Source organism: Nocardia sp. NPDC102475 (genome assembly GCF_055584605.1).
On sequence record NZ_JBVJLS010000003.1, the window covers coordinates 466,411 to 490,197 of the forward strand.

22 protein-coding genes, 4 tRNA genes and 2 pseudogenes are annotated in these 23,787 nt (G+C 64.9%); 10 read left to right on the forward strand and 18 right to left on the reverse strand.

The window, feature by feature from the left end; translation table 11 throughout:
• Nucleotides 1-323 precede the first annotated feature (323 nt).
• From ACZ60G_RS07870 to ACZ60G_RS07885, 4 genes are all read right to left on the reverse strand, one after another.
• Complete coding sequence (locus tag ACZ60G_RS07870; RefSeq protein ID WP_465808251.1) at nt 324-1,028, reverse strand: (2Fe-2S)-binding protein; 705 nt, start codon at nt 1,026-1,028, stop codon at nt 324-326.
• Nucleotides 995-1,420, reverse strand: a complete 426-nt coding sequence (locus tag ACZ60G_RS07875; protein WP_433526421.1) for a TIGR02611 family protein — start codon at nt 1,418-1,420, stop codon at nt 995-997. Before ACZ60G_RS07875 ends, ACZ60G_RS07870 begins: the two co-directional genes overlap by 34 nt.
• A gap of 70 nt (nt 1,421-1,490) precedes the next feature.
• On the reverse strand, nt 1,491-3,746 hold the full coding sequence (locus tag ACZ60G_RS07880; protein ID WP_465808253.1) for a solute carrier family 23 protein: 2,256 nt from the start codon (nt 3,744-3,746) through the stop codon (nt 1,491-1,493).
• 279 nt (nt 3,747-4,025) lie between these two features.
• Nucleotides 4,026-6,290 (reverse strand): SulP family inorganic anion transporter, encoded by a 2,265-nt coding sequence (locus ACZ60G_RS07885; protein WP_465808255.1) that lies wholly within the window; start codon nt 6,288-6,290, stop codon nt 4,026-4,028.
• A 535-nt stretch (nt 6,291-6,825) separates the two neighbouring features.
• Here ACZ60G_RS07885 and ACZ60G_RS07890 point away from each other — a divergent pair.
• The 3 genes and pseudogenes from ACZ60G_RS07890 to ACZ60G_RS07900 all read left to right on the forward strand — a co-directional run.
• Nucleotides 6,826-7,005: pseudogene (locus ACZ60G_RS07890) on the forward strand (site-specific integrase); the annotation flags it as partial.
• A gap of 229 nt (nt 7,006-7,234) precedes the next feature.
• Entirely contained in the window at nt 7,235-7,843 is a 609-nt protein-coding gene (locus ACZ60G_RS07895; protein ID WP_465808257.1) for a tetratricopeptide repeat protein, read from the forward strand.
• Entirely contained in the window at nt 7,840-8,268 is a 429-nt protein-coding gene (locus ACZ60G_RS07900; RefSeq protein WP_465808259.1) for a DMP19 family protein, read from the forward strand. Before ACZ60G_RS07895 ends, ACZ60G_RS07900 begins: the two co-directional genes overlap by 4 nt.
• On the opposite strand, the gene ACZ60G_RS07905 is transcribed toward ACZ60G_RS07900, so the two are convergent.
• The 12 genes from ACZ60G_RS07905 to ACZ60G_RS07960 form a co-directional block, all read right to left on the reverse strand.
• Nucleotides 8,265-10,103 carry an MFS transporter gene (locus tag ACZ60G_RS07905; protein WP_465808261.1) on the reverse strand — a complete coding sequence of 613 codons (1,839 nt, stop codon included), beginning with the start codon at nt 10,101-10,103 and terminating at the stop codon, nt 8,265-8,267. The genes ACZ60G_RS07900 and ACZ60G_RS07905 overlap by 4 nt on opposite strands.
• A gap of 59 nt (nt 10,104-10,162) precedes the next feature.
• Entirely contained in the window at nt 10,163-11,110 is a 948-nt protein-coding gene (locus ACZ60G_RS07910; RefSeq protein ID WP_465808403.1) for a class I SAM-dependent methyltransferase, read from the reverse strand.
• Nucleotides 11,111-11,187: 77 nt separating this feature from the next.
• The gene (locus ACZ60G_RS07915) at nt 11,188-11,430 is read right to left on the reverse strand and encodes a hypothetical protein (RefSeq protein WP_465808263.1); all 243 of its coding nucleotides are present in this window, start codon (nt 11,428-11,430) and stop codon (nt 11,188-11,190) included.
• Nucleotides 11,427-11,783, reverse strand: coding sequence for an antibiotic biosynthesis monooxygenase family protein (locus ACZ60G_RS07920; RefSeq protein WP_465808265.1), 357 nt, complete (start codon nt 11,781-11,783; stop codon nt 11,427-11,429). The genes ACZ60G_RS07915 and ACZ60G_RS07920 overlap by 4 nt, the downstream gene beginning before the upstream one ends.
• Nucleotides 11,780-12,106, reverse strand: a complete 327-nt coding sequence (locus ACZ60G_RS07925) for a hypothetical protein (RefSeq protein WP_465808267.1) — start codon at nt 12,104-12,106, stop codon at nt 11,780-11,782. Before ACZ60G_RS07925 ends, ACZ60G_RS07920 begins: the two co-directional genes overlap by 4 nt.
• Before the next feature lie 2 nt (nt 12,107-12,108).
• Nucleotides 12,109-12,942, reverse strand: a complete 834-nt coding sequence (locus tag ACZ60G_RS07930; protein ID WP_465808269.1) for an SDR family NAD(P)-dependent oxidoreductase — start codon at nt 12,940-12,942, stop codon at nt 12,109-12,111.
• A complete protein-coding gene (locus ACZ60G_RS07935) occupies nt 12,942-14,189 on the reverse strand; it encodes a beta-ketoacyl synthase N-terminal-like domain-containing protein (RefSeq protein WP_465808270.1) in 1,248 nt (415 codons plus the stop codon). The genes ACZ60G_RS07930 and ACZ60G_RS07935 overlap by 1 nt, the downstream gene beginning before the upstream one ends.
• Nucleotides 14,186-15,448 (reverse strand): beta-ketoacyl-[acyl-carrier-protein] synthase family protein, encoded by a 1,263-nt coding sequence (locus ACZ60G_RS07940; RefSeq protein WP_465808272.1) that lies wholly within the window; start codon nt 15,446-15,448, stop codon nt 14,186-14,188. The genes ACZ60G_RS07935 and ACZ60G_RS07940 overlap by 4 nt, the downstream gene beginning before the upstream one ends.
• Nucleotides 15,445-16,350 carry a cupin domain-containing protein gene (locus ACZ60G_RS07945; RefSeq protein ID WP_465808274.1) on the reverse strand — a complete coding sequence of 302 codons (906 nt, stop codon included), beginning with the start codon at nt 16,348-16,350 and terminating at the stop codon, nt 15,445-15,447. Before ACZ60G_RS07945 ends, ACZ60G_RS07940 begins: the two co-directional genes overlap by 4 nt.
• Nucleotides 16,350-16,607 (reverse strand): acyl carrier protein, encoded by a 258-nt coding sequence (locus tag ACZ60G_RS07950; RefSeq protein ID WP_465808276.1) that lies wholly within the window; start codon nt 16,605-16,607, stop codon nt 16,350-16,352. The genes ACZ60G_RS07945 and ACZ60G_RS07950 overlap by 1 nt, the downstream gene beginning before the upstream one ends.
• The gene (locus ACZ60G_RS07955) at nt 16,608-16,997 is read right to left on the reverse strand and encodes a TcmI family type II polyketide cyclase (RefSeq protein ID WP_465808278.1); all 390 of its coding nucleotides are present in this window, start codon (nt 16,995-16,997) and stop codon (nt 16,608-16,610) included.
• A 611-nt stretch (nt 16,998-17,608) separates the two neighbouring features.
• Nucleotides 17,609-18,112 (reverse strand): TnsA-like heteromeric transposase endonuclease subunit, encoded by a 504-nt coding sequence (locus ACZ60G_RS07960; RefSeq protein ID WP_465808405.1) that lies wholly within the window; start codon nt 18,110-18,112, stop codon nt 17,609-17,611.
• Between the two features lie 116 nt (nt 18,113-18,228).
• Here ACZ60G_RS07960 and ACZ60G_RS07965 point away from each other — a divergent pair.
• Nucleotides 18,229-19,105, forward strand: a pseudogene (locus ACZ60G_RS07965) (IS3 family transposase); the annotation flags it as partial.
• Nucleotides 19,106-19,435: 330 nt separating this feature from the next.
• Here the strand turns inward: ACZ60G_RS07965 and ACZ60G_RS07970 are convergent.
• Nucleotides 19,436-19,507: transfer RNA gene (locus tag ACZ60G_RS07970), tRNA-Val, on the reverse strand.
• Between the two features lie 390 nt (nt 19,508-19,897).
• Here ACZ60G_RS07970 and ACZ60G_RS07975 point away from each other — a divergent pair.
• The 3 genes from ACZ60G_RS07975 to ACZ60G_RS07985 all read left to right on the forward strand — a co-directional run bounded on the left by ACZ60G_RS07975 (nt 19,898) and on the right by ACZ60G_RS07985 (nt 20,161).
• A tRNA-Gly gene (locus ACZ60G_RS07975) sits at nt 19,898-19,970 on the forward strand.
• A 44-nt stretch (nt 19,971-20,014) separates the two neighbouring features.
• Nucleotides 20,015-20,085: transfer RNA gene (locus ACZ60G_RS07980), tRNA-Cys, on the forward strand.
• A gap of 1 nt (nt 20,086) precedes the next feature.
• Nucleotides 20,087-20,161 (forward strand) — tRNA-Val (locus ACZ60G_RS07985).
• A gap of 96 nt (nt 20,162-20,257) precedes the next feature.
• Here the strand turns inward: ACZ60G_RS07985 and ACZ60G_RS07990 are convergent.
• Entirely contained in the window at nt 20,258-20,860 is a 603-nt protein-coding gene (locus ACZ60G_RS07990; protein ID WP_465808280.1) for a TetR/AcrR family transcriptional regulator, read from the reverse strand.
• 78 nt (nt 20,861-20,938) lie between these two features.
• Here ACZ60G_RS07990 and ACZ60G_RS07995 point away from each other — a divergent pair, with 78 nt between their 5' ends.
• The 3 genes from ACZ60G_RS07995 to ACZ60G_RS08005 all read left to right on the forward strand — a co-directional run bounded on the left by ACZ60G_RS07995 (nt 20,939) and on the right by ACZ60G_RS08005 (nt 23,757).
• Complete coding sequence (locus ACZ60G_RS07995; protein WP_465808282.1) at nt 20,939-21,949, forward strand: GlxA family transcriptional regulator; 1,011 nt, start codon at nt 20,939-20,941, stop codon at nt 21,947-21,949.
• A gap of 92 nt (nt 21,950-22,041) precedes the next feature.
• Entirely contained in the window at nt 22,042-22,764 is a 723-nt protein-coding gene (locus tag ACZ60G_RS08000) for an alpha/beta fold hydrolase (protein WP_465808284.1), read from the forward strand.
• A 27-nt stretch (nt 22,765-22,791) separates the two neighbouring features.
• On the forward strand, nt 22,792-23,757 hold the full coding sequence (locus tag ACZ60G_RS08005) for an alpha/beta hydrolase (RefSeq protein ID WP_465808286.1): 966 nt from the start codon (nt 22,792-22,794) through the stop codon (nt 23,755-23,757).
• Nucleotides 23,758-23,787: the final 30 nt, after the last annotated feature.

A 23,787-nucleotide genomic window follows, 5' to 3' on the forward strand; every position in this document is an offset into this window, starting at 1 on the left:
CCGCGTCGATGGACTCGGATCGCCGCGTCGCGGGCCGACCGGCGCCGTTGCGCGAGACCAGAACGTGACATCCCGCAATCGGTTCCGTCATGGGACTGTCGCCGGTTCGATGCGGTGCGCCCGCCGGCGCCGCGGACCCGCCTCGTTCGGAACCGGCGCCGGGTTCGACGGATTGCGCTGAGTGTGCTCTGCTCGGGCGATCCGGCGATTTCCGCCATGTTCGCGCGAACAGTTTCGCTCCACGCCCATGCCGGGAAAGTGCGCGCACAGCCCATCTCGGATGTTCAGGTACGCCGCGTGGACGCCGAATACCTTGCGGGCGATCAGCTTTCGGCGGCGAGCCGGGCCAGGAGCGCCTTGCGTTCAGCGGCGGGCCGCTTCGGGCAACTGGTGCACATTTCGCAGCCGGGCACCTCGAAGACCAGGCAGCACGAGATCCGGCGGACAAAGGTCCGCCCGTCGACGTCCACGAACCGCGGTACCGGCAGCTTCCCACCGACCTCGCCTGCGAGCCGCGTCCCGGCCCCGGGTTTCCCCGCGTCGAGTGCCCGGTTCCCGATGGCATCGGCGGCAATCGCCCAGAGTGACGGCACTCCCGCACCGGAGACCAACGCTACGGGGCCGATCACGGCCGCCAAGGTCTCCCGCAACGCCTTCGCGCAGGCATGGCCGAGCGCGGCGTCGGACTGGTGCGGTGCACCGCTGCCACCGTCGGCACCATGCCCTGCGCCCACACCTGCGTCGGGGTGGATATGGACTCGTTCTATGCCGCCGTCCGGGCGGACCTCGCAGTCGAGGCGGTCCAGGAACGGCTCCGGCGCGGGTTCCTCGTTCGCGTAGGCGCATGCGAGTTGTTCGACCAGTGCCGATGCGACCATGCACCACCAGAGCGTGCCGGAGACGCGCGGTTCGGCGGTGCCCCAGGAGCGGCCCATTTCCGCGATGCGTGCCGACAGCCAGTCCGGTTCGGTCAGGGTGCGGCCGGGGACCGTATTCACCGTTCCAGGGGACTGTGCAACCACTGCCATTCGACTCCGATCCAGCCGCCGACCAACCCGAATGTTCCCAATACCCATAGCGTCGCGAGGACCAGCGCGAAGGTCGCCACCGCCGCGAACACCCGCATGGCCGGGCCCCGCGCGGAGTACCACGCCATACCCTGCCGGTACTTGTCACGCAGCCAGCCGAGCGCCCGCCGCGCCCATGCGAATTCGGTGGCGAGAATGCCAAGTCCGGCGAATACGATCGCCCAGCCGGGGCCGGGATAGGGAATCGCCAGGATTCCGACGACCAGCACCGCGATGCCGACCACCGCGACCCCGATCCGGTAGGCGAGGTTCAGCGTAGGCCGCGCGGCCAGCCGGGCGCGGAAGGCGCGCCATCCGGTGCGCGTGGGTTCGGATTCCAACTCGACACTCATCTCCATCAGCCTACGAGCGACATGCGTGGACCCGCCCGAGCGAGTTCGGGCGGGTCCAGCTGTCATCGGCTCAGACGAGTTCCGGCGTGACCCGCGCGCCGGTGTCGTCGATATGGGCGAGGCCGTTCACGGTCACCTCGATGACGCGCGCGCTGGCGATATCGAAGAACAGCCCCGACACCGTCACGCCACGCTCGGCCACCGCCGCACGCACCGTGGGATGCCGGTGCAGCGTTTCCAACTGCACGGCCACATTGACCATGCTCAACTGGTCGACCTCACCGAAGCCGACGGCCGCGGCCGCCTGCGCCACCGGGTGCCCGAGCCGGAACTGCTCCAGGCTCGGATGCGCATGCGCGAGCCACGGCCCGATCCCCGGTCCGTCATCGGTGCCGGAATGAAGCGCCTTCATGGCACCGCACGACGAATGCCCGCACACCACGATGGACCGGACATTCAGCTCGTTGAGCGCGAAGACCAGCGCGGCCTCGACCGACGCGTCGCCGCTGTCCGGCACCAGATTGCCCACATTGCGCACCGTGAACATGTCACCGGGACCGCTGTTGGTGATGATGTTCGGAACAACTCGGGAGTCCGCGCAGGTCAGGAAGAAGGTGTCGGGATCCTGACGGTCACGCAGTTCGTCCAGGTGCGGCCGCACGACGTGGGCGTGGCTGCGGTGGTAGGCGGCGACACCCGAGGTCACCCGGTCGGCATTCGCGTCGTCGCCGCGCCACGGGCCGAGGATCTCGTCGAGCACCGCGCGCCCGAATCCGCGGGCGGGCGGACCCGCGGTCGCGTGCGCCATCCGCGCACTGCCGATTTCCACGAAATCGACTGCACCGCCGGCGCTTTCCTGCTGCCGCACCCAGTCCTCGATGGCTTCGAAGGCGGCATGGTCGAGGAAGTCGACCGTCATCTCGACGGTGACGTCCACGCCTGCGGGCACTTTCGCGAATTCCGCGGACAGCTTCGGCAGCGCGAGGAAGGTGCAGGAACCATCAATGGTGAGCAGCCAGCGCTGTGAACCGGGAATCTGCTCGGCCGCCACGGCAACTCGAACGACGCGCCACAGCAGCAGCCCGAAGGCCAGTGCCAGACCGATGATTACGCCTTCCAGCAGATTCAAGAAGACCACGCCGAGGATGGTGACGGCATAGATGAGCAGATCGCCGGTGCGCCTGGCCATCTTGATGTGGGCCAGCTTCACCAGCTGGATACCGATGACGATCAACAGACCAGCGAGCGCGGACTTCGGGATCTGCTGCACCACCCCGGCCAGGACGACCGAGAACAGCAGAATCCAGCAGCCGTGCAGCACGGCCGAGGCGCGGCTGCGCGCACCCGCCTGCACGTTGGTGGCACTGCGCACGATCACGCCGGTGACCGGCAGGCCGCCTAGTAGACCCGAGAGCACATTTGCCGAGCCCTGACCGATCAGCTCGCGGTCGAAATTGGTGCGCTTACCGGTGTGCATCTTGTCCACGGCCACCGCCGATAGCAGACTCTCGACGCTGGCGATAAGCGCGATGGTCAGAATCATCAGCGCCACCGCGGACCAGTTACCACTGGGGATCTGGGGTAGGCCGATTGCGTCGAACAGCGAGCCGTTCAACACGATTCGCTCGGCCTCGAAGGGCAGCACCAGCGACAACACCGTGCCGACCAAGACCGCCACCAGCGGTCCCGGCACCACCCGCACCTTGGCGGGCACTCGGCGCCAGCCGAGCATGATCGCGATGACCACCGCGCCGATGATCGCGTCGTCGCCGTGCAGCGACAACAGCTGCGACGGCAACTGGGTGATGTTGTTCCAGGCGGAACTGTGCGAGGACCCACCGAGCAGCACGTGAACCTGTTGCAGCGCAATGGTTACGCCGATGCCCGCGAGCATCGCGTGCACCACCACCGGCGCGACGGCCAACGCGGCCCGCGCAATCCGGCTGAGCCCGAATAGGATTTGCAGCACACCGGCTGCGACGACAATGAACGTGGTTGTCCGCCAACCGAATTGGTTGATGGACTCGGCGACGACAACGGTCAGACCCGCGGCGGGCCCACTGACCTGCAGTATCGAACCGCCGAGCGTACCCGCGACGAGGCCACCGATGACCGCGGCGATGAGTCCGGCGGCGACGGGCGCGCCGGAGGCGACGGCGATGCCGAGGGACAGCGGCAACGCGACCAGGAAGACCACGATAGAGGACGGCAGATCGTGGCGCAGGATCGATGTCAATCGATCGGACAGAGGTACGGAACTGCGATGGCCCTCGCCCTGTTCAGTAGGCGGTAACGGTGGTGCGGCTACAGCGCTATCAATAGCCATTGACTTCTCCTTCGCCGACTCGGCGCGAACGCCGAGGTCGGTTGACGATCAAAATGTCCAGCAGGGCACAGACCGCGAACCGGCATCTCGCGGTGGAGCAGTTCCCGACACAGCGATGGGCCGAGATGTAAATCGCATCAAGGCTATTAGTAAAGACTTAGCAAAGCCTGAGAGTTGCCGCAAAATGCCCGAATCCATACCTCCGGATCGGTGTGAAACGCAACACATCCGTGCCGAGTTCGCCTGTCGGGCCGCATCATTCGGCCCGACACTCGGCGACTAGGCGGGCTCGGCAGCCACGCCGCGCACATCGGCCAACTCATCGAATGCTTCGACCGTCAGCTCGTCGTCGAACTCGGCAATGCCGTCCATGGTGACCTCGATGACCCGGGCGGTCGCGAGATCGAAGAACAGTCCGGATACCGCCACTCCCCGCTCCTCCACCCCGCGACGGACCACGGGATGGGCGTGCAACCGCTCCAGTTGCAGTGCCACATTCACCATGCCGAGCTGGTCGACCGGGCCGAATCCGGCGAATGCGGCGGCATCGGCGACCGGATGTCCGAGCCGGAACCGGTCCAGGCTGGGCCGCGCGTACGCGAGCCAGTCGCCCAGCCCCGGCCCCGTGCGAACCTCTCGGTGCAGTGCGTCCATCGCCCCGCAACCGGAATGCCCGCAGACCACCACCGCCCGCACGTCCAGCTTCTCCAGCGCATAGACCAGCGCGGCTTCCACCGAGACATCGCTGCCCCCGGACGGGACCAGATTGCCCACGTTGCGGACAGTGAACAGATCCCCGGGCCCGCTATTGGTGATGACATTCGGCACGATGCGGGCATCGGCACAGGTCAGGAAGAAGGTGTCGGCGTCGGGCCGGTTGCGCAAGCCGTGGAGATGAGGACGCATCAGATGGGCGTGGCCGCGATGATAGGCGGCGATACCCGCGGCGATCGGATCCTCCCGATTACCCGTCCGCCGCCACGGCCCGATGACCTCATCGATGACCTGACGCGAGCGCCCACGTTCCGGCGGGCCCGCCACCGCGGTCGCCATCCGCGCGCTGCCGATTTCCACGAAATCGACTGTGCCACCAGTGGTCTCACGCAGACCGGCCCAGTCGGCGATCAGCTCATAGGAGGCGTGGTCGAGGAAGTCGACCGTCATCTCGATGGTCACGTCCACCTCGGCGGGGACCTTCGCCAGTTCCGCGGTCAGCTTGGGCAGCGCGAGGAAGGTGCAGGTGCCATCGATGGTGATCAGCCAGCGGCGGGTATCGGCCACCGGTTCGGCATGAATGCTCACCCGCACCACCCGCCACAGCAGCAGGCCGAAGGCGAGTACGAGCCCGATCACCATGCCTTGCAACAGGTTCAGGAACACCACGCCCAGTACCGTGGCCACGTAGACGAACAGATCGCCGTTGCGCCGAGCCAACCGGATATGGGCCAGCTTCACCAGTTGCACGCCGATGAGGATGAGCAGCCCCGCGAGTGCCGCCTTCGGAATCTGCTGCACCAACCCGGCCAGCGCGACCGCGAACAGCAGGATCCACACACCGTGCAGCACCGTCGCGGCCCTGGTTCGCGCCCCAGCATGGGCATTGGTGATGCTGCGGACGATCACGGCCGCGATCGGCAGACCACCGAGCAGACCCGACACCACATTGGCCGAGCCCTGCCCGATCAGCTCGCGATCGAAATTGGTTCGATGGTCGGGACGCGACTTGTCCACCGCGACCGCCGAGAGCAGGCTCTCCACACTGGCGATCAGCGCGACCGTCACCATGGCCATCGCGACGGCGAACCAACTGCCGGAAGGGATCGCGGGCAAACCGATGGAATCGAGCAGCGACCCGTTCAGCACGACACGCTCGACATGGGTCGGCAGTATCAGCGACAGGATCGTCGCGACGACCACGGCGACGAGCGGCCCTGGCACGACGCGGATCGAGAGCGGCAGGAACTTCCAGCCGATCAGGATGACGATCACCACCAGACCGACGAACAGATCGCCGCGATGCACCGACATCAACTGATGGGGCAGCTGGGTGAGGCTGGCGAACGACGAACTCAGCGAGTTGCCGCCGAGCAGAATATGAACCTGCTGCAGGGCGATGATCACGCCGATACCGGCGAGCATCGCATGGACCACCACCGGTGCGATGGCGAGCGCGCCGCGCGCAACGCGACTGAGCCCGAACAGAATCTGCAATAGGCCCGCGCCGATGGTGATGAAACAGGTGGCGGCCCAACCGAATTGGTGGACGCTCTCGGCGACGACAACGGTAAGACTGGCCGTCGGCCCGCTGACCTGGACGGCCGAGCCACCTAGTAGCCCGGCGACGACACCGCCGACGACAGCGGCGATGAGGCCGGCGGCGACCGGGGCGCCGGAGGCGACCGCGATGCCGAGCGAAAGTGGTAGTGCGACAAGGAAAACCACGACCGAGGCGGGTAGGTCATGGCGGCCGACGGCGGCGAGACTCACTGGAAGACTTGCGCGAAGCGGCGACGTCCGTGGTACAGGATCGGTGTCGGTGGACATTATTCTCCTTCGCCGAAACGGCGTGGAGCCGATCGGTTCATCGGTCGAACATGTACTGGCATCGAAAGCGAGCGGCGGGCGAAGCTTTCTGAGAACGCTGGGTGCTACAGCTGCTCTGCATGGAGCAGCTTCGTGAAGCTGGTGACCCATGACGCGAAGGTCAGGCGCAATAGTAAAGACTTCGCAAAGCACATGGAAAGGCTTATGTTGCAAATGGGGCCAACTGCTATCAAAATGTGACCCAAGTCACAGCATGACGAGCGGAATCCCGAGTGGGGTCGATAGGAGATGCGGCGGACACTGCGCCGAAAAGAAAGAAGGCCGGGCACTCGCAGTGCACCGACCTTGTCCAGTGGGTGGTCCCAGCTGGTTTCGAACCAGCGACAGAGCGATCGCCAATAGCGCCTCAATCTGCACTGAAGTAGCCTCTACCAGGTGATTCCACTCGCACCCGAGTTGCATCCGACCGCAAAAGTATGCAGGAATGGGCTGCGATATTGCACGTATATTGCACGCCAGAACTCAGGGCGGGCCAATGCCATCGCCGCCCAAGAAGCCCAAGCCGCGGGCCGCGCGCCGCGCCTTCGGCCGGATCCGGGAGCTTCCATCAGGACGATGGCAAGCGTCGTACCTCGGACCCGATCTGCAGCTCCACAATGCGCCCAACACCTTCGACACGAAGGGACGCGCGGAGGATTGGACCTCGGAGGAGCGCAAGCTCATCGATCTCGACGTATGGACTTCCCCCGCCGAGCGAGCCGCTGCTGCTACCGCCGCTGACCAAACCGCTGTCCTGTTCGGCCAGTACGCGAAGAAAGTCATCACGACGCGCGTGTCCCGCCAAGGCAAACCGCTCTCACACCTCACCGTCGACTCGTACAACTACCTGCTACGAGATCACATCAATCCCACGGGCGACCAAACGATACGCCTCCGAGATTCCCTTGCTGGCCTACGATCTGGTCGTTTGCGAGCGAGAGCTCGGTCCCGACCACGACGACACCATCGAAGCCAAATTCCAGCTCGGCTGGAGTTCATGGCAATCCGGCCACGCGCACGACGCGCTACCGCTGTTCGAGCACGTCCTCGACGACCATGAGCGACTGCGCGTCCCCGGGCACGACGACACCATTCCCGTGCGCCGGATCCTGTCGCACCTCTACGCCCAATTCGAACTGTTCGACAAGGCAGCTGACCAGTGCGAGCATCTGCTCGCGCACTACGAACGAAAGTTCGGTCCAAAACGCAACGAGACCCTCGTCGTATGCAACAACCTCGCTCACGCCTACCACAAGACCGGTCGCATCCCGGAGGCGGTGGCTCTGCACGAACGCGTCCTCGCCATACGCACGGACACCCTGGGATCCGATCACCCGGACACCTTCACCAGCCTGCACAATCTGGCCGCGATCTACCAACAGCTGGGACGGCACGATCGCTCTGTCGACTGCTACGAGCAGATTCTCGCCACCAGCAAACGCGTGCTCGGCCCGGATGATCCGAAGACGCTGTTCCGCTGGCGGGTCCTCGCGTCTCTAGGCTGTCTGGGGTGAGCGTGTACAACGAACGACTGCAAGATCTGGGCAAGCGGGCAGCGCAACTCATCGACAATGCCGAGGATCTCGATGAATCGACACGCGATCTGGTTTATCTCACCGTCCTAGCAGCTGACTTCGACTACCAGGTGAAAAACGGTGGCTTCGGACAGCTGATCTACAACCTGGGGCGTGAGCGGCTCGAGCAATGCGACGGCATGCTGCGTGCGGTGGGCGCGCCAATCGCGTTGTCCTACTACCTACGAGCGGTGGCGCGCTGTACTGACGACTTGGTGGACTTCGATCAATTCATGGCCGACTTCACCACACCAACCAAGGTCGGCCAGGACATGACACTACTCAGCGTTGAGTACCTCCGTAGCGACACCGACTTCGATGACGAGATCACCGAGTTTCTCGATGTCGTGGATGCCCGCTTCTAACTAGACGAGGAAGTCCCGTGCGCATCGAACCCGGGCCGATTCGGACCGTGCTGTCCTGCGTGTCGAGGGACCGCGAGCAATCCCACAAAGACGGCAGCGAGAATTCCTACGGCCCACCACAGCGTGCGCCCGAACGCGCGGGAGAAATTCTCCGCGTTGGCCTTCTCGCCTGCTTCGCTGAGGATTTCGGCTACCCGATCAGGTCTTCCGGGCTCGGTGGCCTGCGCCTGGATGCCCCGGCAGCTTATGGGCGTCTCGGTGGGGTTGGTGCTGGCCGATCTGTCCTGCATACAAATTCGGAAGCCGGAGATGATCCGCGCCTGCGCCTGCTCGTCCAGGCCCGCCACGGCGAGTTCGGTGCGGACACGGGGTATGACCGTATCGACGCCGCGATCGGAACCGCTGTCGAGCTGGGTGAAGAAGATTACCCCGGCGAGCGCGACGCCGAACGCGACGCCGAGTTGCTGGGCGGTGTTCAGCAGGCCGGACGCCGAACCCGCATCGTCTTTGGGGACCACAGCCAGCACGAAGTCGATGGTCGGTGAGACGATCAGGCCGAAGCCGAGTCCCGAAATGGCAAGCGGTGCAATCAACTGCCACGATGTGATCGCCGGGCCGTACCGCCCGGCGGCCCACACACAGCTGGCGAAGCCCGTCGCGTTGAGCAGTGCTCCCGCCATCAGCACTCGCCGCCCGTACCGGGGTACGAGCACCTGCACGGATATACCTGCCGCCGCGGCAGCGCCGACGGCGAAAGCGCCGGAGGTCAGACCGGCCCGCAGTGGCGACCAGCCGAGGCCGAGCTGCATGTATAGCGTCCAGACGAGGAAGAATCCGCCGAGCGCGATCCAGAAGATCAGCCAGAGCACGCTGCCGATCGTGAACGATCGCGCCCGAAACAATTCGAGAACGACCAGCGGTGAACCGGTCGTCCGGGCGCGTCGGTGTTCGTAGACCACAAGGACCGCGAGCACTGCGACCGCACCGGCCATCATCGCGAACGTCCACGCCGGCCAACCGAATCGACGGCCTTCCGTCAGCGGGTAGACCAGCATCGCGATCGCGGCCGTGACGAGCCCGGCGCCGACTAGGTCGAGCTTCGGAGCGGTCGCGGACTTCGATTCGCGCATGACGAACCGGGCCGCAGCGATGGCTGCGATACCGACCGGGACATTGACCAGAAAGATCGGCCGCCAGTCGAGGCCGAACACATTCCAGTCGACGAGGACACCACCGACGGTCGGCCCGACGATCGCCGCCGATCCGACGATGGCACCGAAGATGCCGAACACCCTTCCCCGCTCGTTGGGCGGGAAGGTGACGTGGATGATCGCGAGGATCTGCGGCACCATCAGTCCGGCGGTGCCTCCCTGTAGAAACCGCGAGACGATGAGCATGCCTGGACTACCGGCGATGCCGCACAGCGCTGACGCGATGGTGAACCCTGCGACTCCGGTCAGGAACAACCGGCGGCGGCCGTATATATCGCCGAGCCTGCCACTGGTGATGAGGACTATGGCGAACGCCAGCACATATCCTGCGACGATCCATTCGAGCTGCGCATACTGCGCCTGAAGGTCGCGTTGGATGCTCGGTACCGCGACGTTGACGATGGTGGTGTCGAGCAGGTCCATGAACCCCGCGACGAGGACGACGACGAGCGCGATCCAGCGTTTGTGATCCGGCGGCGTCGAACGCCGTTGGGATACCGGCGCGCTCGCGACGGCCTGGCAGACGTCGCGAGCCTCCGAATCGCGAATCGACGGTTGTACCGTGTCGACCTGCCGGCTGGTCGACGAAGCGGCTCCGGCCCTCTTGGTGACAGTACGACTCAACTGCCACACCATCTATGGCCCTCCCATCGTTGAAAATGCTGTACCCCAAATTGTTTCGGTCACAGCTGAGCGTTGGTCGACGTCGGCTTCCGCATGGTCGCGAGGCTCATCAGGGACGGGTTGAAGTGCCCCACCGGCGCACCGCCGCCGGGGACGGCACGGTCTACGGATTGCAGGTAGTCGACCAGGCCGATAGCGGCACCGGTCCAACCCTGCGGTGTGAACCATTGCAGCGCTTGGGTTTTGCGATCGTTGTAGATGAGCCCGGCCCAGCGTGCGCCCTCACCGTGGTCGTAGCTGTCCGGATCGGTGGACGGCGTGGTCATGGTGGAGTAGACGCCGGAATCGATCGTGCCCATTTCCTCGATGCCCAGCCAGCTGCCGGGGGCCGACAGTGCGTTCAGGGTGCCGAACAGTTGATCTTGGGCGGCGGGGGTGAGGTAAATGACGAGACCTTCGACCAGCCATGCCGTCGGTAGCGATGGGTCGAAGCCGTTGTCGCGCAGGGCAGTTGCCCAGTCGTCGCGCAGATCGACGGCGACTTCGTGACGTTCGGCGGTAGTCGTCGCGCCGACGTCGTCGAGCACGGCGCGTTTGAATTCGAGTACTGGCTGGCGGTCGAGTTCGTAGATGACCGTGCCGTCCCGCCAGGGCAGGCGGTACGCGCGGGAGTCGAGTCCGGCGGCGAGGACGACGACTTGACGCACACCCGCCTCGGTGGCGGAGCGCAGATAGTCGTCGAAGTACCGGGTGCGTCCGGCTTGGAAAGCTTGAAACAGCGCTCCGAAGTCGGCCGAGCGCAACGGATGTTGCTTCGTCAGTTCCGGGTCGGCGGTGAACAGCTCGGCCCATTCGTCGCCTGCGGCGCGACAGAACACTTCGGCGAACTCGTCGACGGCCAGGGCCTGCGGGTGCCGAGCTGCCAGGCCGCGAGCTGCCGCGACGAACAGCGCCGTGGCGCCGACGCTCGTCTTGATGTCCCAGGAATCGTTGTCGTTGCGTGTGATGCTCACTTTTTCTCCATTCAGGGTCGGGTCACTGGTGCGATGAGTGGGGGATGTTGTCGTAGGCGGCGAGGAACTCGTCATGGCGTTCCACCGGGACCGTGCTCAAAAGGACGACGCGACCGGGTGCTGTGGTCGGCGGCCAGGACCTGCTCGATGCTGTAGCCGTGCAGCGAGAGCCCGTAAATGCAGAAGCCTTCGAGAAACCACTGCAGTGTGCGGCCGAGGATGACCCGCACGGTGAAGGTCGATGGGCGGGGGTCGGATGAGTCCAGGTCGGCGGATTCGACGGGCGTGTCGGGTGGTGGGGCGTTCGCGGTCACGGGAGTTCTCCTTCCTGCGCCGGCGCGGCGGTGTTCGTGGGCGCGGGGGTGTGTGCGGTGCTGGAGTGCGCGACGATGTGGATGTCGCGGCGAACTCGCCCCGCCCAGTACGGGCGCATGGGGGTGGTGGTCTGCCGGTGGATCGGGGCGTCTTCCCAGGCGAGGAACGCCTCTTCGTCGGTCCATTCCGACAGCAGGATGTAGTGGTCGTCGTCGGCGCACGGCCGCAGCAGTTCGTCACGAATATGGCCCGGCGTACCCGCCACCTGTGCAGTGACCTGCGCATATGCGGCTTCGAATGCTGCTTCCTCCCCCGCCCGTATGCGGGCTCGGACCATCACTCGCGCGGTCATGCGATCACCTGGCCGGTACGGGCCGCTACGTTCACCGTGCTCAGTTGCATGTCGCTGCTGGTGCGGACGGCACGCAACGCAGCCGTGGCAGCGTCCTGTTTGCGGCTGCGTTCGAAGGCATGGAAGCAGCCCTCGTCCGCCCAGTCGCTGGTGACGACGAAAGTGCACACGTCCGGTTCCGCGGATACGGCTCGGGTGATGTGCTGCTGGAGGAAACCCGGGGACTGTGCGGCCAAGGTGAACACCGGTCGCAGACCCTCGAGCAGGCGGGTAGCGTCGCGTCTGGCGACAGTCATGGTGATGGTGGCTCGTAAGGCGGTCATCGTCAGATTCCCCCGTCGACGTTGAGGCAGATGCCGTTGACGAACTGTGCGAGTTCGCTGGCGAGGAACAGCACGGCGCCGGCGACGTCGCCGGGGCGGCCGAGCCGGCCGAGGGCCGCCAGGGCTGCGTAGCGCTGTTTCTGAGGTTCGGCCAGACCGATGAGCTGGTCGGTTTCGATGATTCCCGGGGCGACGGTGTTGACGCGGATGCCCTGTGGCCCCAATTCCTTGCACAGCGAGCGAGTCAGGCCGTGCACGCCGGCTTTGGACGCGGTGTAGTGCGTTCGGTTGGGCATTCCGACATTCGCGACGGCGGAGGAGATGTTGATGATCGACGCGGACTCGCCGAGGCGAGGCAGCAGCGCCCGCACCATCAGGTACATCCCGGTCAAATTGGTGTCGACGATGCGGTGCCATTCAGCCGGATCCATCTTCAGCAGTGGCGTATTCGACACGACCCCTGCGTTGTTGACGACGATGTCGACGGTGGCCGGGGCAATCTCGACGATGGCGGCGACTTCCGCGGGGTCTGCGACGTTCGCGAAGCACACGCGGCCGGGTGCAGTGGCCTTGTCCAGTTCGCGTGCGAGGTCGGCGGCGGCGGGGCTGGGTTTGCTGCCGATCGCTGTCACTTGCGCGCCTTGCGCGGCCAACGCGCGGACGATGCCCAGGCCGATGCCGCGGGTGCCGCCGGTCACGATCGCGGTCTTGCCGGTCAGCCGCAGGTTCAGCTGCGCCTGCTGCACGGCTGTGGGGTTGTCGGTTGTCGGATGTTCGCGCTCGCGCACAGCAGCGCATCCGCGCCGGCTGGCGCCGGTGTTCTCGTTGTCGTTCACTATTGGACTCCTTCGGGTCGGCGCAGAATCAATGCACTGTTGAAGCCGTCGTATCCGCGTGCGGCGACGGCGGCGACATGGACGGCCGCTCGTTGCGGAGCAGCGATGAAATCGAGTTCGCATCCCGGGGCCGGGTTGACCACCGCCCCGAACGCGGGCAGGGTTTGCTCCCGCATTGCCAGCACGGCGGTTGCCACGTCGAGCGCGGAACTGCCGTGGGCGGCTCTGCCCAGCAGTCCCTTCTGACCGGTGACCGGTACCCCGTCGGGGAAGACGGTGCGGATCGCGTTGGCTTCGGCCCGGTCGGCAGATGGCACGCCGGCCGAGTCGGCGAACAGGACATCTGTCTGCCCCGGCGAGGTCTGCGCACGATGCAGTGCTCCTCGTAATGCGGCGGCAAGGTAAGTCGATGGCTGCTCGCCGGTCACGTCGCCGCAGGGGTGGGAGGTACGTCCGTCGTGGTTGGCGGCATACCCTGCGACCTCCGCGTACACGTACGGTGCGCCGCGCCGCAGTGCGTGCTGCTCTTCTTCCACAACGAAGATGGCACCGCCTTCGGCGGGGACATATCCGGCGGCATCGGCATCGAAGGGGAGATATCCGCGTGCGGGGTCCTTGCGCCGGCTCAGCCATCCGCTGCGCTGCAAGCACGCAAGCGCGTAGGGGCCCAGTGGCGCCTCGGTGCCGCCGGCCAGGACGACGTCGGCTCCGCGACGGATCGCGCGAACTGCGTATCCGAGGCTGTCCAGGCCGCCCGCTGCTTCGGAGACGAGCACGCTCGACGGACCTTTCATCTGATGCAGAATCGACGTTTGCCCAACGCTTGCCGCATAGAACCAAGCGATCGATTGATAGGTACCGACGGTGCGTTTCTCTCCTGACCACAGCCGCTGCAGCTCCCGCTGGCCGAAATGATTTCCACCCGACGAACTCGCCAACGCGACCGACATCCGGTACGGATCCAGGCTGGACGGATCGAGCTCCGCATCCGCCAAGGCCTGCGCTGTTGCCGCCATCGACATCCACGTCCACCGGTCGGTCTGCACGATCAAACGGCGGTCCAGGTGCTGTTCCGGCACGAAGTCGCGGACCTCTCCGGCCAGCGTGGTCGAATACCCGGAGGCGTCGAAGTGGGTGATCGGTGCGATCCGATTCTCACCTGCCACGACGGTCTTCCAGTGCTCGCTCGCCGACGTGCCGCTCGGGGCGACAACGCCGATCCCGGTGATCACCGCTCGGCGGGTCATCGCAATTCCTCCGGACGTGTGAAGACCATCGCGGACTGGAAACCGCCGAACCCACTGCCGACCGACAACGCCGTATCGACGGTGGCGTTGCGCGCGATGTTCGGGACATAGTCCAGGTCGCACTCAGGGTCTCGGTTACTCCAGTTGGCGGTCGGCGGTATCACGCCGGTGTCGATCGCCAACGCGCAGGCCGCCATTTCGATAGAGCCGATCGCCCCGAGCGAATGCCCGACCATCGACTTGATCGAGCTGATCGGCACCTCGTACGCGGCTGCACCGAGCGCCTTCTTGAAGGCGGCCGTTTCATGGCGGTCATTTTGCTTAGTGCCCGAGCCGTGGGCGCTGATGTACCCGATCGCGTCGGCATTGAGCCGGGCTTGGTCCATCGCGGCCCTGATGGCAATGCTCATCTCGAGCCCGTCCGGGCGGAGTCCGGTCATGTGGTAGCCGTTGCAGCGCGAGGCATACCCTCCGATCTCGCAATAGATGTGGGCACCCCGATCCAGGGCGTGTTCGAGCTTCTCCAACACCAGCACCGCCGCACCTTCCCCGAGCACGAATCCGGCCCGCGTCATATCGAAGGGGCGGGACGCGTGCGCGGGATCGTCGTTGTCATCGGTGGTCGCCCGGATCGCGTCGAACGCGGCGACGGAGATCGGTGAGATAGGCGCGTCCGATGCGCCGGCAAGAACGAAGTCGGCGTCACCGTCTTCGATCATGTGAAGTCCGTAACCGATCGAGTCGATCCCGGATGTGCAGCCCGTCGAGATGACCGCTGCCGGACCGTGCAACTCGTACAACGCCGAAACCTCGGCGGCCATGCTGCTGGGGATGAGGGCCTGATACATGTGGGGCAGCGTGGAGCCCTCGTCGACCAGCCATTCCCGGCCACCGTCACTGGCGATGACGTACTCGTTCTCCAGGGTGATGGTCGCTCCGACCGCCGAGCCCAACGACACCCCGAACACGTCACGCGCGGCGTCGGACAACTCCAGACCACTGTCCTGCATCGCCTCGCGGGCGGCAACGAGCGCGAACTGAGTCATCCGATCACTGCGGCGCGCCTGCCTGGGCGACAGCCCGTATGCCTGCGGATCGAAATCGCATTCCGCCGCCACCTGGGAGCGGAACCCCGTCGGATCAAAAGAACTGATGCGACGGGTCGCTGTTCGCCCGGACGACAAACAGTCCCAGAACGACCTGCGTCCGATTCCGCCCGGAGCGACGACCCCGATCCCCGTGACGGCGACTCGGGTCATCGCGCTCTCTCCGCCGTCACGGCGGCACTCTGCGACGGTTCCGTGTCCACGTGGCCGAGTTCGGGTCGTGGGGCGAGTGGTCCGAGATGGAAGACGACGCTCGCGGTCTCGGTCCCGGTATTGCGCAACCGGTGCCGGACACCGATCGGGATGAACAGTCCCTGCCCCGCTGTCACCGACCACTCCGCACCGTCGAGGTCGACGGTGAGGTCCCCCTGTACGCAAAACAGAAACTCCTCCGAATACGGGTGGTAGTGCTCGGCGATGCGCTCACCCGCCTCCAACGTGGCAACGCCGGTAAACCCGGACTTGCTGCCGACGGTTTTCGGGCTCAGCACAGTCCTGATTTCACCGCCCCGGCGGCGATCAGCGGGAAGGTCGCAAGCATCGACGCGGCAGGGTCGAATGCTGCTCGATAAGTGATGCGGCGATGTGGCTTGGGCGTCGGGTGCCAGGGTGTGGCGCCGTTCGACCTTTTCCTTGATGAGCCGCATCTGGACCACGCTGTTGGTGTTGATTCGGTCGGTCATGCCAGCGTCGTCGAGCGGTGCATCCGGTCGCATGTGAAAGTCCTGGACCCAGGTCATTCGGGTTCCCGCTCCAGACTCGGCATAGTGCCAGCGGATGCGCATGTACTCGAACGGTCCGGTCTCCACGCGATGTGCGTGAACGGTTCGGTTGATCGGATCAACGGTTCGCTCGCTGACCCAGCTCCATACTCGCCCCGCCTCGTCCGGGTGCATCGTGAGCCGGAATCGAACGGTGTCGCCGTGCTGTGCGAGAACGTCGACGGCGGCGTATTCGGAGAACAGGTCCGGCCAGCCTCGCACGTCGTTGGTCGAGTTCCATACCACGTCGAGGGGTGCGTCGATGTGGATCGTGTTTTCTGTGTGGCCGGACATCACGCGACCTCCACGTTCACTGCGCGCTCGACGTACCGGACCAATTCGCCACCGGTCATATTGAGTAGCTGAGCGGGCAACCTGACGTCGAAGTCGCGTTCCACAACACTCTGGATCTCGAAGACGGCAAGCGAATCTACGCCGAGTTCTGCCATTGTCGAACTTTCTGCTGACTGCAACTCGTGCGGGCCGATATCGACCCCGACGTGCTTCTCCAGGATCGCGCGGAGGGTTTCAATGGTGAATGTTTCGTGCACTTACTTCTCCTCATTACATTTTGTGTCGACATCCGACGCCGATCGGTTCGGAATTTCCAGGACGGGACCGGTTTGCGGTGTCCAGCTGTAGAACATATGGGCGCGCGCATCCGCCGGGGATTGCCATGTCGCGAGGTAGGGTGAAATGAATTCACCCAGCCGGGAGCTCACGCGCGCGAACTCCGGATGCTGCTGAGCCGTACCGATTGCGGCCGCGCCGGGGTCCGCAGTCTCCAGCAAGTGCACATAGAGATCACCCAGAACGTAGAGTTCTCGCCGGGCAACGCCCGCGATCTCCGGCAGATCTGTCGCGTCGGAATCAGCGAAGATCTCGGCAACGCGGGAAGTAGCGTGCGGAAGTATTCGAGCGACGATCAACGAACGATTCATCTCGCGACCCCACGTCTGCCGAAAACGACTTGCTCGGGCACACGCGCCATTGCGGTGCAGTTGCTGCAACGTTGAATAACCATGGAGCTTCTCCTATCCAGATTTGCGGAGCAAATGAGCTAGACGCCGGACTATGCCAGGCGCATGCCATGAACTTTATTGGCGAATCCGGGCGGAAACCACACCCCTTGATGTGCTCGATACAGCACCCGGGGGTTGATATAAACAACACCATGGTGACACCGGACGGTGGGATAATATTTCGACGACTTTCGTAGCAACGATCGTGGAACATTGCCGAAATGGTGTTAACAATAATGTAGTTGCACGCGATTCGCCGACGCGAGGATTGAAATAGAAATTACAAAGCGAATTGCAATAGTCAATAAAAGCGAAACGGCCGTGAGCCGGGCACCCGCCAAGCCGCCGAAGCCCGCCGTGACGAGCTGAACGCCGCCCGGCACACCACAAGCACCAGCACTCTCGCCGACGCTCGCCAGGTGGGCGATCTGCCGCCGGGGTACTGCGCGCGAGCTTCGCTGGACAGCCTTCAGATGAAGGTGAAGCAGAACCGACTGAAGCAGAACACCCTGGACAGCTACGAGAAGAATCTACAGCGCTATACCTTGAAGATCTTCAGCGCCAAGAGGATTGCCGCGAACCAAACCCGGGCGCAGGCACCGCGGATTCCGATATCCGGCCAGCCATCGAAGATTCGCCGCCAGCACCGGATCCAGTGCACCGACGCACCGGTAACCCCACCCGACCCGATCACAGGCCCGTTCGGTGGCCGCGAATGCCGCCGCGTCATCAGGTTCGATCCGATCGTCAGCCCGGACATCCACCACCAAGCCCGCGCCATCACGCATCCGCACGAAGTAATCCGGTGCGTGCCTCCTGTCCCGGACGCCATCGGTCCAGTGCAGCCAAAACGGTTGAGACGCAACACCAACCACATCCGGATCGAAATCCAACGCGATCAGATTGTCCCGCTCGAGCCAGGACTCATGGCCAACATGCTCACCCGTGGTGGCCAACCACCACCAACCCGCGAAGGCGGACTGACCCCGATATGACGGAAATGACCGGACCGGCGCGAACCGCTCGAACGCCAGCCCAACGACCTACAACAAGCCCAACCGCAAGTACTCGCCTCATACCGAGCAGAACTCCACCATGAACCCCGCCGGGTTTGGTGCTCACCTCCTTAGTTGAGGAGGATGGGCAGACCATGCCATCGAAGTATGACGAAGCGACCAAGGCCAAGGCTGTGCGGCTGGTTGTCGATCACCGCGACGACTACGACAGTGAGTGGGCCGCGATCAAGGCGGTCTCGGCCCGGCTGGGCATGACCGCGGAGACCCTGCGCAAGCGGATCCGCCAGGGCGCGGTCGACGCGGGTGAGGCCGAGCCCATCTCGACCGAGTCGGCGCGGGTGATCCAGGAGCAGAAACGCAAGATCACCGAGCTGGAGCAGACGATCGAAATCCTCGAGGCCGCAACGAGTTTCTTCGTGCGGGAGGGCGACCCGCGACGCGGGTGATCTGTGCGTTCATCGCCGAGCACCGGGCTCGGTTCGGGGTCGCTCCGATCTGTCGTGTGCGCTGACCGCGCACGGGTGCAAGATCGCCCCGAGAACGTTTTATGCGTGGCTGTCGCGGCCGCCGTCGAAGCGAACCCTGTGGGACACAGCGGTGACCGAGATCCTGGCCGGTATCTACGAACGCGACGCCACTGGCCGACGGGGCACCGGAATCGCTGTATGGGGCCGAGAAGACCTGGGCGCATCTGCAACGCCAGGGCATCCCGGTGGCCCGGTGCACGATCGAGCGGCTGATGCATGCCAACCGCTGGCGAGGTGTGGTGCGGCGCAAGAAGATCCGCACCACCGAAGCGGACCCGGCCGCGTCGCGGGCACCGGACTTGGTGGATCGCCAGTTCCGGGTGTCGGCACCGAACCTGCTGCTCGTCGCGGACTTCACCTAATGTCCGGTTGGCGACGGGGATCGTTCGTCTATACGGCGTTCGTGATCGATGCCTACGCGGGGCGGATCCTGGGCTGGGAATGTTCGACCAGCAAGGCGACCGCGTTCGTGAACTCCGCGATCCCCGGCCCACCCGCTTGTGCGTCATCTCCCAGGTGACGTGCTTGATCCCGTTCTCACAAATGTCGAGGTGGATGCCTTTGATCGAATCGGGCCACGCGCAGCCGGGACAGTCGAACCCGTCGTTCTCATGGTTCATCTTCATGATCGCGCGAGCCCCGAGGATCGGCTCCTTCTCCTTGCCGATCATGAACTCCGTGACCGACTTGGCCGCACCCCAACCGGGGATTTCCGCGCAAAAATCCAGGATCGCAATTGCGAACTCGGCGTGCTGGTCGCAGCCAACGGATGGCGAAAAATCGCCCAAAAACTCGCTGACCACCGATTTAAGAGTGGTCCCAGCTGGTTTCGAACCAGCGACCTTCCGCGTGTGAGGCGGACGCTCTCCCGCTGAGCTATGGGACCGAACTTGGCGTTCGAGCGGTGGCAGAGCAGCCGTTCGAACGAGATGGAACCTTAGCACGCACTACCGGCGTCCCACCAAATCGCCACCCCGACACGGGCGATCGGCCGTCGAGCCTTGCGGCCGGCATTGCTGTGGGGTCGTGAATTGCAAAGTGGCGCAGTAAGTCCGGAGGGGCCGTGCACATGTATAGCCGCGGGATCGCCCATCAGGCTTCGCGGGCTTCGCCATCCGAGCGCTCACCCCCGGGATGCGCCCTACCCAACCGCGCGAACAACATCTGTGTAATTCAACTTCAGGCCCTTCTACCAGCGGATTTGTAGGTTGCGCCGAATGTCGGCTAATGTTCTGTCTCGCACCACGGAGGGCCGCAAGCCCCCGGAGATGCAAATGCGGATGTAGCGCAGCTGGTAGCGCATCACCTTGCCAAGGTGAGGGTCGCGGGTTCGAATCCCGTCATCCGCTCGAGGAGTAGGGCCAGGCAATAGTAAAGCCTTCCCCCTTCGCACGGTGGAGTGGCCGAGTGGTGAGGCAACGGCCTGCAAAGCCGTGCACACGGGTTCGATTCCCGTCTCCACCTCGCGCGATTAGCTCAGCGGGAGAGCGCTTCCCTGACACGGAAGAGGTCACTGGTTCAATCCCAGTATCGCGCACCATCGTTTCCCCAGGTCAGGCCCCCTTTCAAGGGGGCCTTTCTTGTTTGCACCAGGCCCCTGACCGACAGCGTGCACGCGGTAGCCGCGCAGCGGATATCAATGAACTAAGTGGTCGACCCAAGGGGATGGTAGGGCGGCGCTTGATACCTCGGCGATTTCCTGGAGGCGGGGGGTGGGGATTCCCAAGCGGCTCAGTTGAATCAGGCCCTGGGAGATGACAATTATGTGGGCACTGAGGGCCGAGAGGGTGGCGGGGCCGGCTTCGGGCCGGGCGGTTCGCAGGCGGTCGGCTACGCCTTCTTCCATGGCGGTGGTTGTGCGGGCGCTGATGGTGGCGACTTCGGGGATGCGGGTGCCGAGTTCGGCGATGCTGTTGATCATGAGGCAGCCGCGGCGGTCGGGGTGGGCGGCGCAGTCGGCGATGACCGCCGCGAAGAGAGCGCGGACGGCGGCGCGCGGTGAGCCGGACGCGGATGTGACGACCTCGCGGACGAAGCGAGCGCGGCGTTCGCAGTAGCGCTCGAAAGCGGTGAGGAACAGGCCGCGTTTATTGCCGTAGGCGGCGTAGATGCTGCCGTTCCCGACACCGGTCGCGCGGGATACGTCCTCCACCGATGTTTCGTCGAAACCCTTCGACCAGAACAGTTCCGTCGCGGCGTCGAGCAGGTTCGATTCATCGAACTGTCGTGGCCGTCCCATGCGCTCACCGTACCAACCTGGTCGTGATGTCGAGCACCTCACTTGTTCTGGAGGTACGCCTCCATAATACTGGTTGACATGTCCCCAAGATTCGGTGGTACGGCCCGCAAGCGGGTGGGTGTGCTGGTTTTCGACGGCGTCAAGATGCTCGATTTCGTCGGTCCCGCAGAGGTATTCGTCGAGGCGAACCAGTCGGTGGCCGGTTATGAGGTGGTACTCGTTTCGGCCGACGGCAAGGACGTGCACACCTCGATCGGTGCGCGCATACAGGTGAGCTGTGCCGCGGCCGATGCGGGTCACTTCGATACGGTCGTGATTCCGGGCAGCGAGCTGCCCGTGGAAAAGTTCGCGACCCCCGACGTTTCAGCGGCGGCGCGGCAGCTGTCGTGGCATACCCGGCGGATGGCGTCGATCTGCAGCGGCGCGTTCGTTCTGGCCCAACTCGGACTGCTCGACGGCAGGCGGGCGACGACACATTGGAAATTCACCGCCGACCTAGCACGCCGGTTTCCGTCGGTAATGGTGGAACCGGATGCGATTTTCGTGCGCGACGGCAATCTCTACAGTTCGGCCGGTGTCGCGGCCGGTGTGGATCTCGCGCTGGCGCTGGTCGAGGAGGATCATGGTGCCGATGTCGCCCGACGGGTGGCACAGTCACTGGTGGTGTACATGCAGCGTGCCGGTGGACAGTCGCAGTTCTCGGCATCACTGAGCGGGCCCGCGCCACGCAGTCCGCTGTTGCGCGGGGTCGTGGATCTGATCTGCGCGGATCCCTCGTATCCGCATACCGTGCAAAGCCTCGCCGCGCACGCGCGGGTCAGCGTCCGGCACCTGACCCGGCTGTTCCGCACGGAGCTCGAACGGTCGCCCGCGGAGTACGTCGCGTTCATTCGGTTCGGTGTGGCTCGGGATATGTTGCACGCTGGACGCAGCGTGACCGAGGCGGCGATGGCCGCCGGATACGGCAGTAGCGAGGCACTGCGGCGGGCGTTCGTAGCGCGGCTCGGCATTTCGCCGCGCAAGTATCAGCAGCGGTTCCGAACGACCGGATCGACCATCGACAGCGAGTTCGCGGCGGCCGTGTCCTGATCGGGGGTATTTCCGGCCGGTGAAGGGGGGCGCGGGGGCAGGAAGCAGCGGAAACTGCTCTGGACACAGCGTCATATCGAGAAAGGACCGCGATGTCCCCCGCGTCAACCCCGACCGTTGTACTCGTGCACGGCGCCTTCGCCGATGCGTCGAGTTGGTCGCCGGTCACCCGGCGGCTGCTCGACCATGGCCACCGAGTGGTGGCGCCGCCGGTGTTCAACCGCAGCCTGTCCGGCGACGCCGCTTACATCCGGTCGGTCGTCGAACAGATCGATGGCCCGGTCTTGCTGGCCGGGCATTCCTACGGAGGCGCGGTCATCACAGTCGCCGGTGTCGCCGAGAATGTCGTCGGTCTCGTCTATGTCTCCGGCTATGCGTTGGAGGAGGGCGAGAGCCTCGGCCAATTGCAGGGCCGGTTCCCGGATTCCGAGCTGGCGGCACATCTGGTCTACACCTCGTACCCGGTCGACGGCGAAACGACCGGAACCGATGTATCCGTCGAAATCGATGCATTCCCAGCCATTTTCGCGGCCGGTGTCGATGCGGCGACGGCGCGGGTGCTCGCGGTGTCGCAGCGGCCGCTGTCGGCAACCGCATTCGGTGAGCCCGCCACCGCCGCGGCCTGGAAGACCAAGCCCGCCTGGGGGATTGTGTCCAGCGCCGACCGCACCATCAATCCGGATGTCGAGCGTTACGGCTATCGGCGGGCCGCGCTGCGGGCGGTCGTCGAGATCGACGGACCGCACCTGGTGATGCAGACCCATCCGGACCGGGTCGCGGCCGTCATCACGGACGCGATCGCCGAATTGTCCTGATCCACAACACAAGAGAAAGGCACCACCATGTCAGGTAACCCGTTGGGTATCTCGCTCGAGCAGGCGGCGCAGGAGTTCGTCGACGCCACCTCGCAGCCGCCGTTCCTCTACCAGCTCGCCCCGGACGAGGGGCGCAAGGCAGTGGACTCGGTGCAGGACGCGCCAATTTTCAAGCCCGAGATCGATGAGGAGTGGGTCACGGTCGAGGGCGGTCCGACCGGTTCGGTGCGGGCGCGCATCGTCAAGCCGCAGGGTGTCACCGAGGTGCTGCCCGTGATCGTCTACACCCATGGCGCGGGTTGGGTTTTCGGCGATGCGCACACCCACGATCGGCTTGTGCGCGATCTCGCCGTCGGTGCGCACGCGGCCGTTGTCTTCCCTGAATACGACCGCTCGCCGGAGGTACGGTATCCGGTAGCCAACGAGCAGTCCTACCGGGTCGCCCAGTGGATTACGACCAACGGCGCCGACCACGGTCTCGACGCGTCCCGGATCGCGGTCGCGGGCGACTCGGTCGGCGGCAATATGGCCATCGCGCTGACACTCATGGCGAAGGAGCGCGGCGACGTGTCCTTCGCGCAGCAGGTGCTGTTCTACCCGGTGACCGACGCCAACTTCGATACCGGCTCGTACCAGCAGTTCGCCGAGGGCTACTTCCTGACTCGCACAGGGATGCAATGGTTCTGGGATCAGTACACCACCAGCTCCGAAGATCGTGCGCAGATCACCGTGTCGCCGCTGCGGGCCAGCACCGAGCAGTTGACCGGGCTGCCGCCGGCATTGGTCATCACCGCCGAAGCCGATGTGCTGCGCGATGAGGGCGAAGCCTTCGCGGGCAAGCTGCGCGCGGCGGGCGTGCCGGTGACCCAGGTGCGCTACGGGGCGATCATCCACGACTTTGTGATGGTGAACGCGATGCACGACACCCACGCGGCCAAGGCAGCTGTCGCACAGGCGGTTGCGACGCTGAAGGCGGCCCTGCACACAGCGTGATCACGCCTCGTCCGCAAGCAGATCAGGAGA

Coding starts and splice junctions, on each gene's coding strand:
- ACZ60G_RS07870 (WP_465808251.1), bottom strand. CDS start 1,028: ATGGCAGTGGTTGCACAGTCCCCTGGAACGGTGAATACGGTCCCCGGC.
- ACZ60G_RS07875 (WP_433526421.1), bottom strand. CDS start 1,420: ATGAGTGTCGAGTTGGAATCCGAACCCACGCGCACCGGATGGCGCGCC.
- ACZ60G_RS07880 (WP_465808253.1), bottom strand. CDS start 3,746: ATGGCTATTGATAGCGCTGTAGCCGCACCACCGTTACCGCCTACTGAA.
- ACZ60G_RS07885 (WP_465808255.1), bottom strand. CDS start 6,290: ATGTCCACCGACACCGATCCTGTACCACGGACGTCGCCGCTTCGCGCA.
- ACZ60G_RS07920 (WP_465808265.1), bottom strand. CDS start 11,783: ATGACCGCGCGAGTGATGGTCCGAGCCCGCATACGGGCGGGGGAGGAA.
- ACZ60G_RS07925 (WP_465808267.1), bottom strand. CDS start 12,106: ATGACCGCCTTACGAGCCACCATCACCATGACTGTCGCCAGACGCGAC.
- ACZ60G_RS07935 (WP_465808270.1), bottom strand. CDS start 14,189: ATGACCCGCCGAGCGGTGATCACCGGGATCGGCGTTGTCGCCCCGAGC.
- ACZ60G_RS07940 (WP_465808272.1), bottom strand. CDS start 15,448: ATGACCCGAGTCGCCGTCACGGGGATCGGGGTCGTCGCTCCGGGCGGA.
- ACZ60G_RS07945 (WP_465808274.1), bottom strand. CDS start 16,350: ATGTCCGGCCACACAGAAAACACGATCCACATCGACGCACCCCTCGAC.
- ACZ60G_RS07955 (WP_465808278.1), bottom strand. CDS start 16,997: ATGAATCGTTCGTTGATCGTCGCTCGAATACTTCCGCACGCTACTTCC.
- ACZ60G_RS07990 (WP_465808280.1), bottom strand. CDS start 20,860: ATGGGACGGCCACGACAGTTCGATGAATCGAACCTGCTCGACGCCGCG.
- ACZ60G_RS07995 (WP_465808282.1), top strand. CDS start 20,939: ATGTCCCCAAGATTCGGTGGTACGGCCCGCAAGCGGGTGGGTGTGCTG.
- ACZ60G_RS08000 (WP_465808284.1), top strand. CDS start 22,042: ATGTCCCCCGCGTCAACCCCGACCGTTGTACTCGTGCACGGCGCCTTC.
- ACZ60G_RS08005 (WP_465808286.1), top strand. CDS start 22,792: ATGTCAGGTAACCCGTTGGGTATCTCGCTCGAGCAGGCGGCGCAGGAG.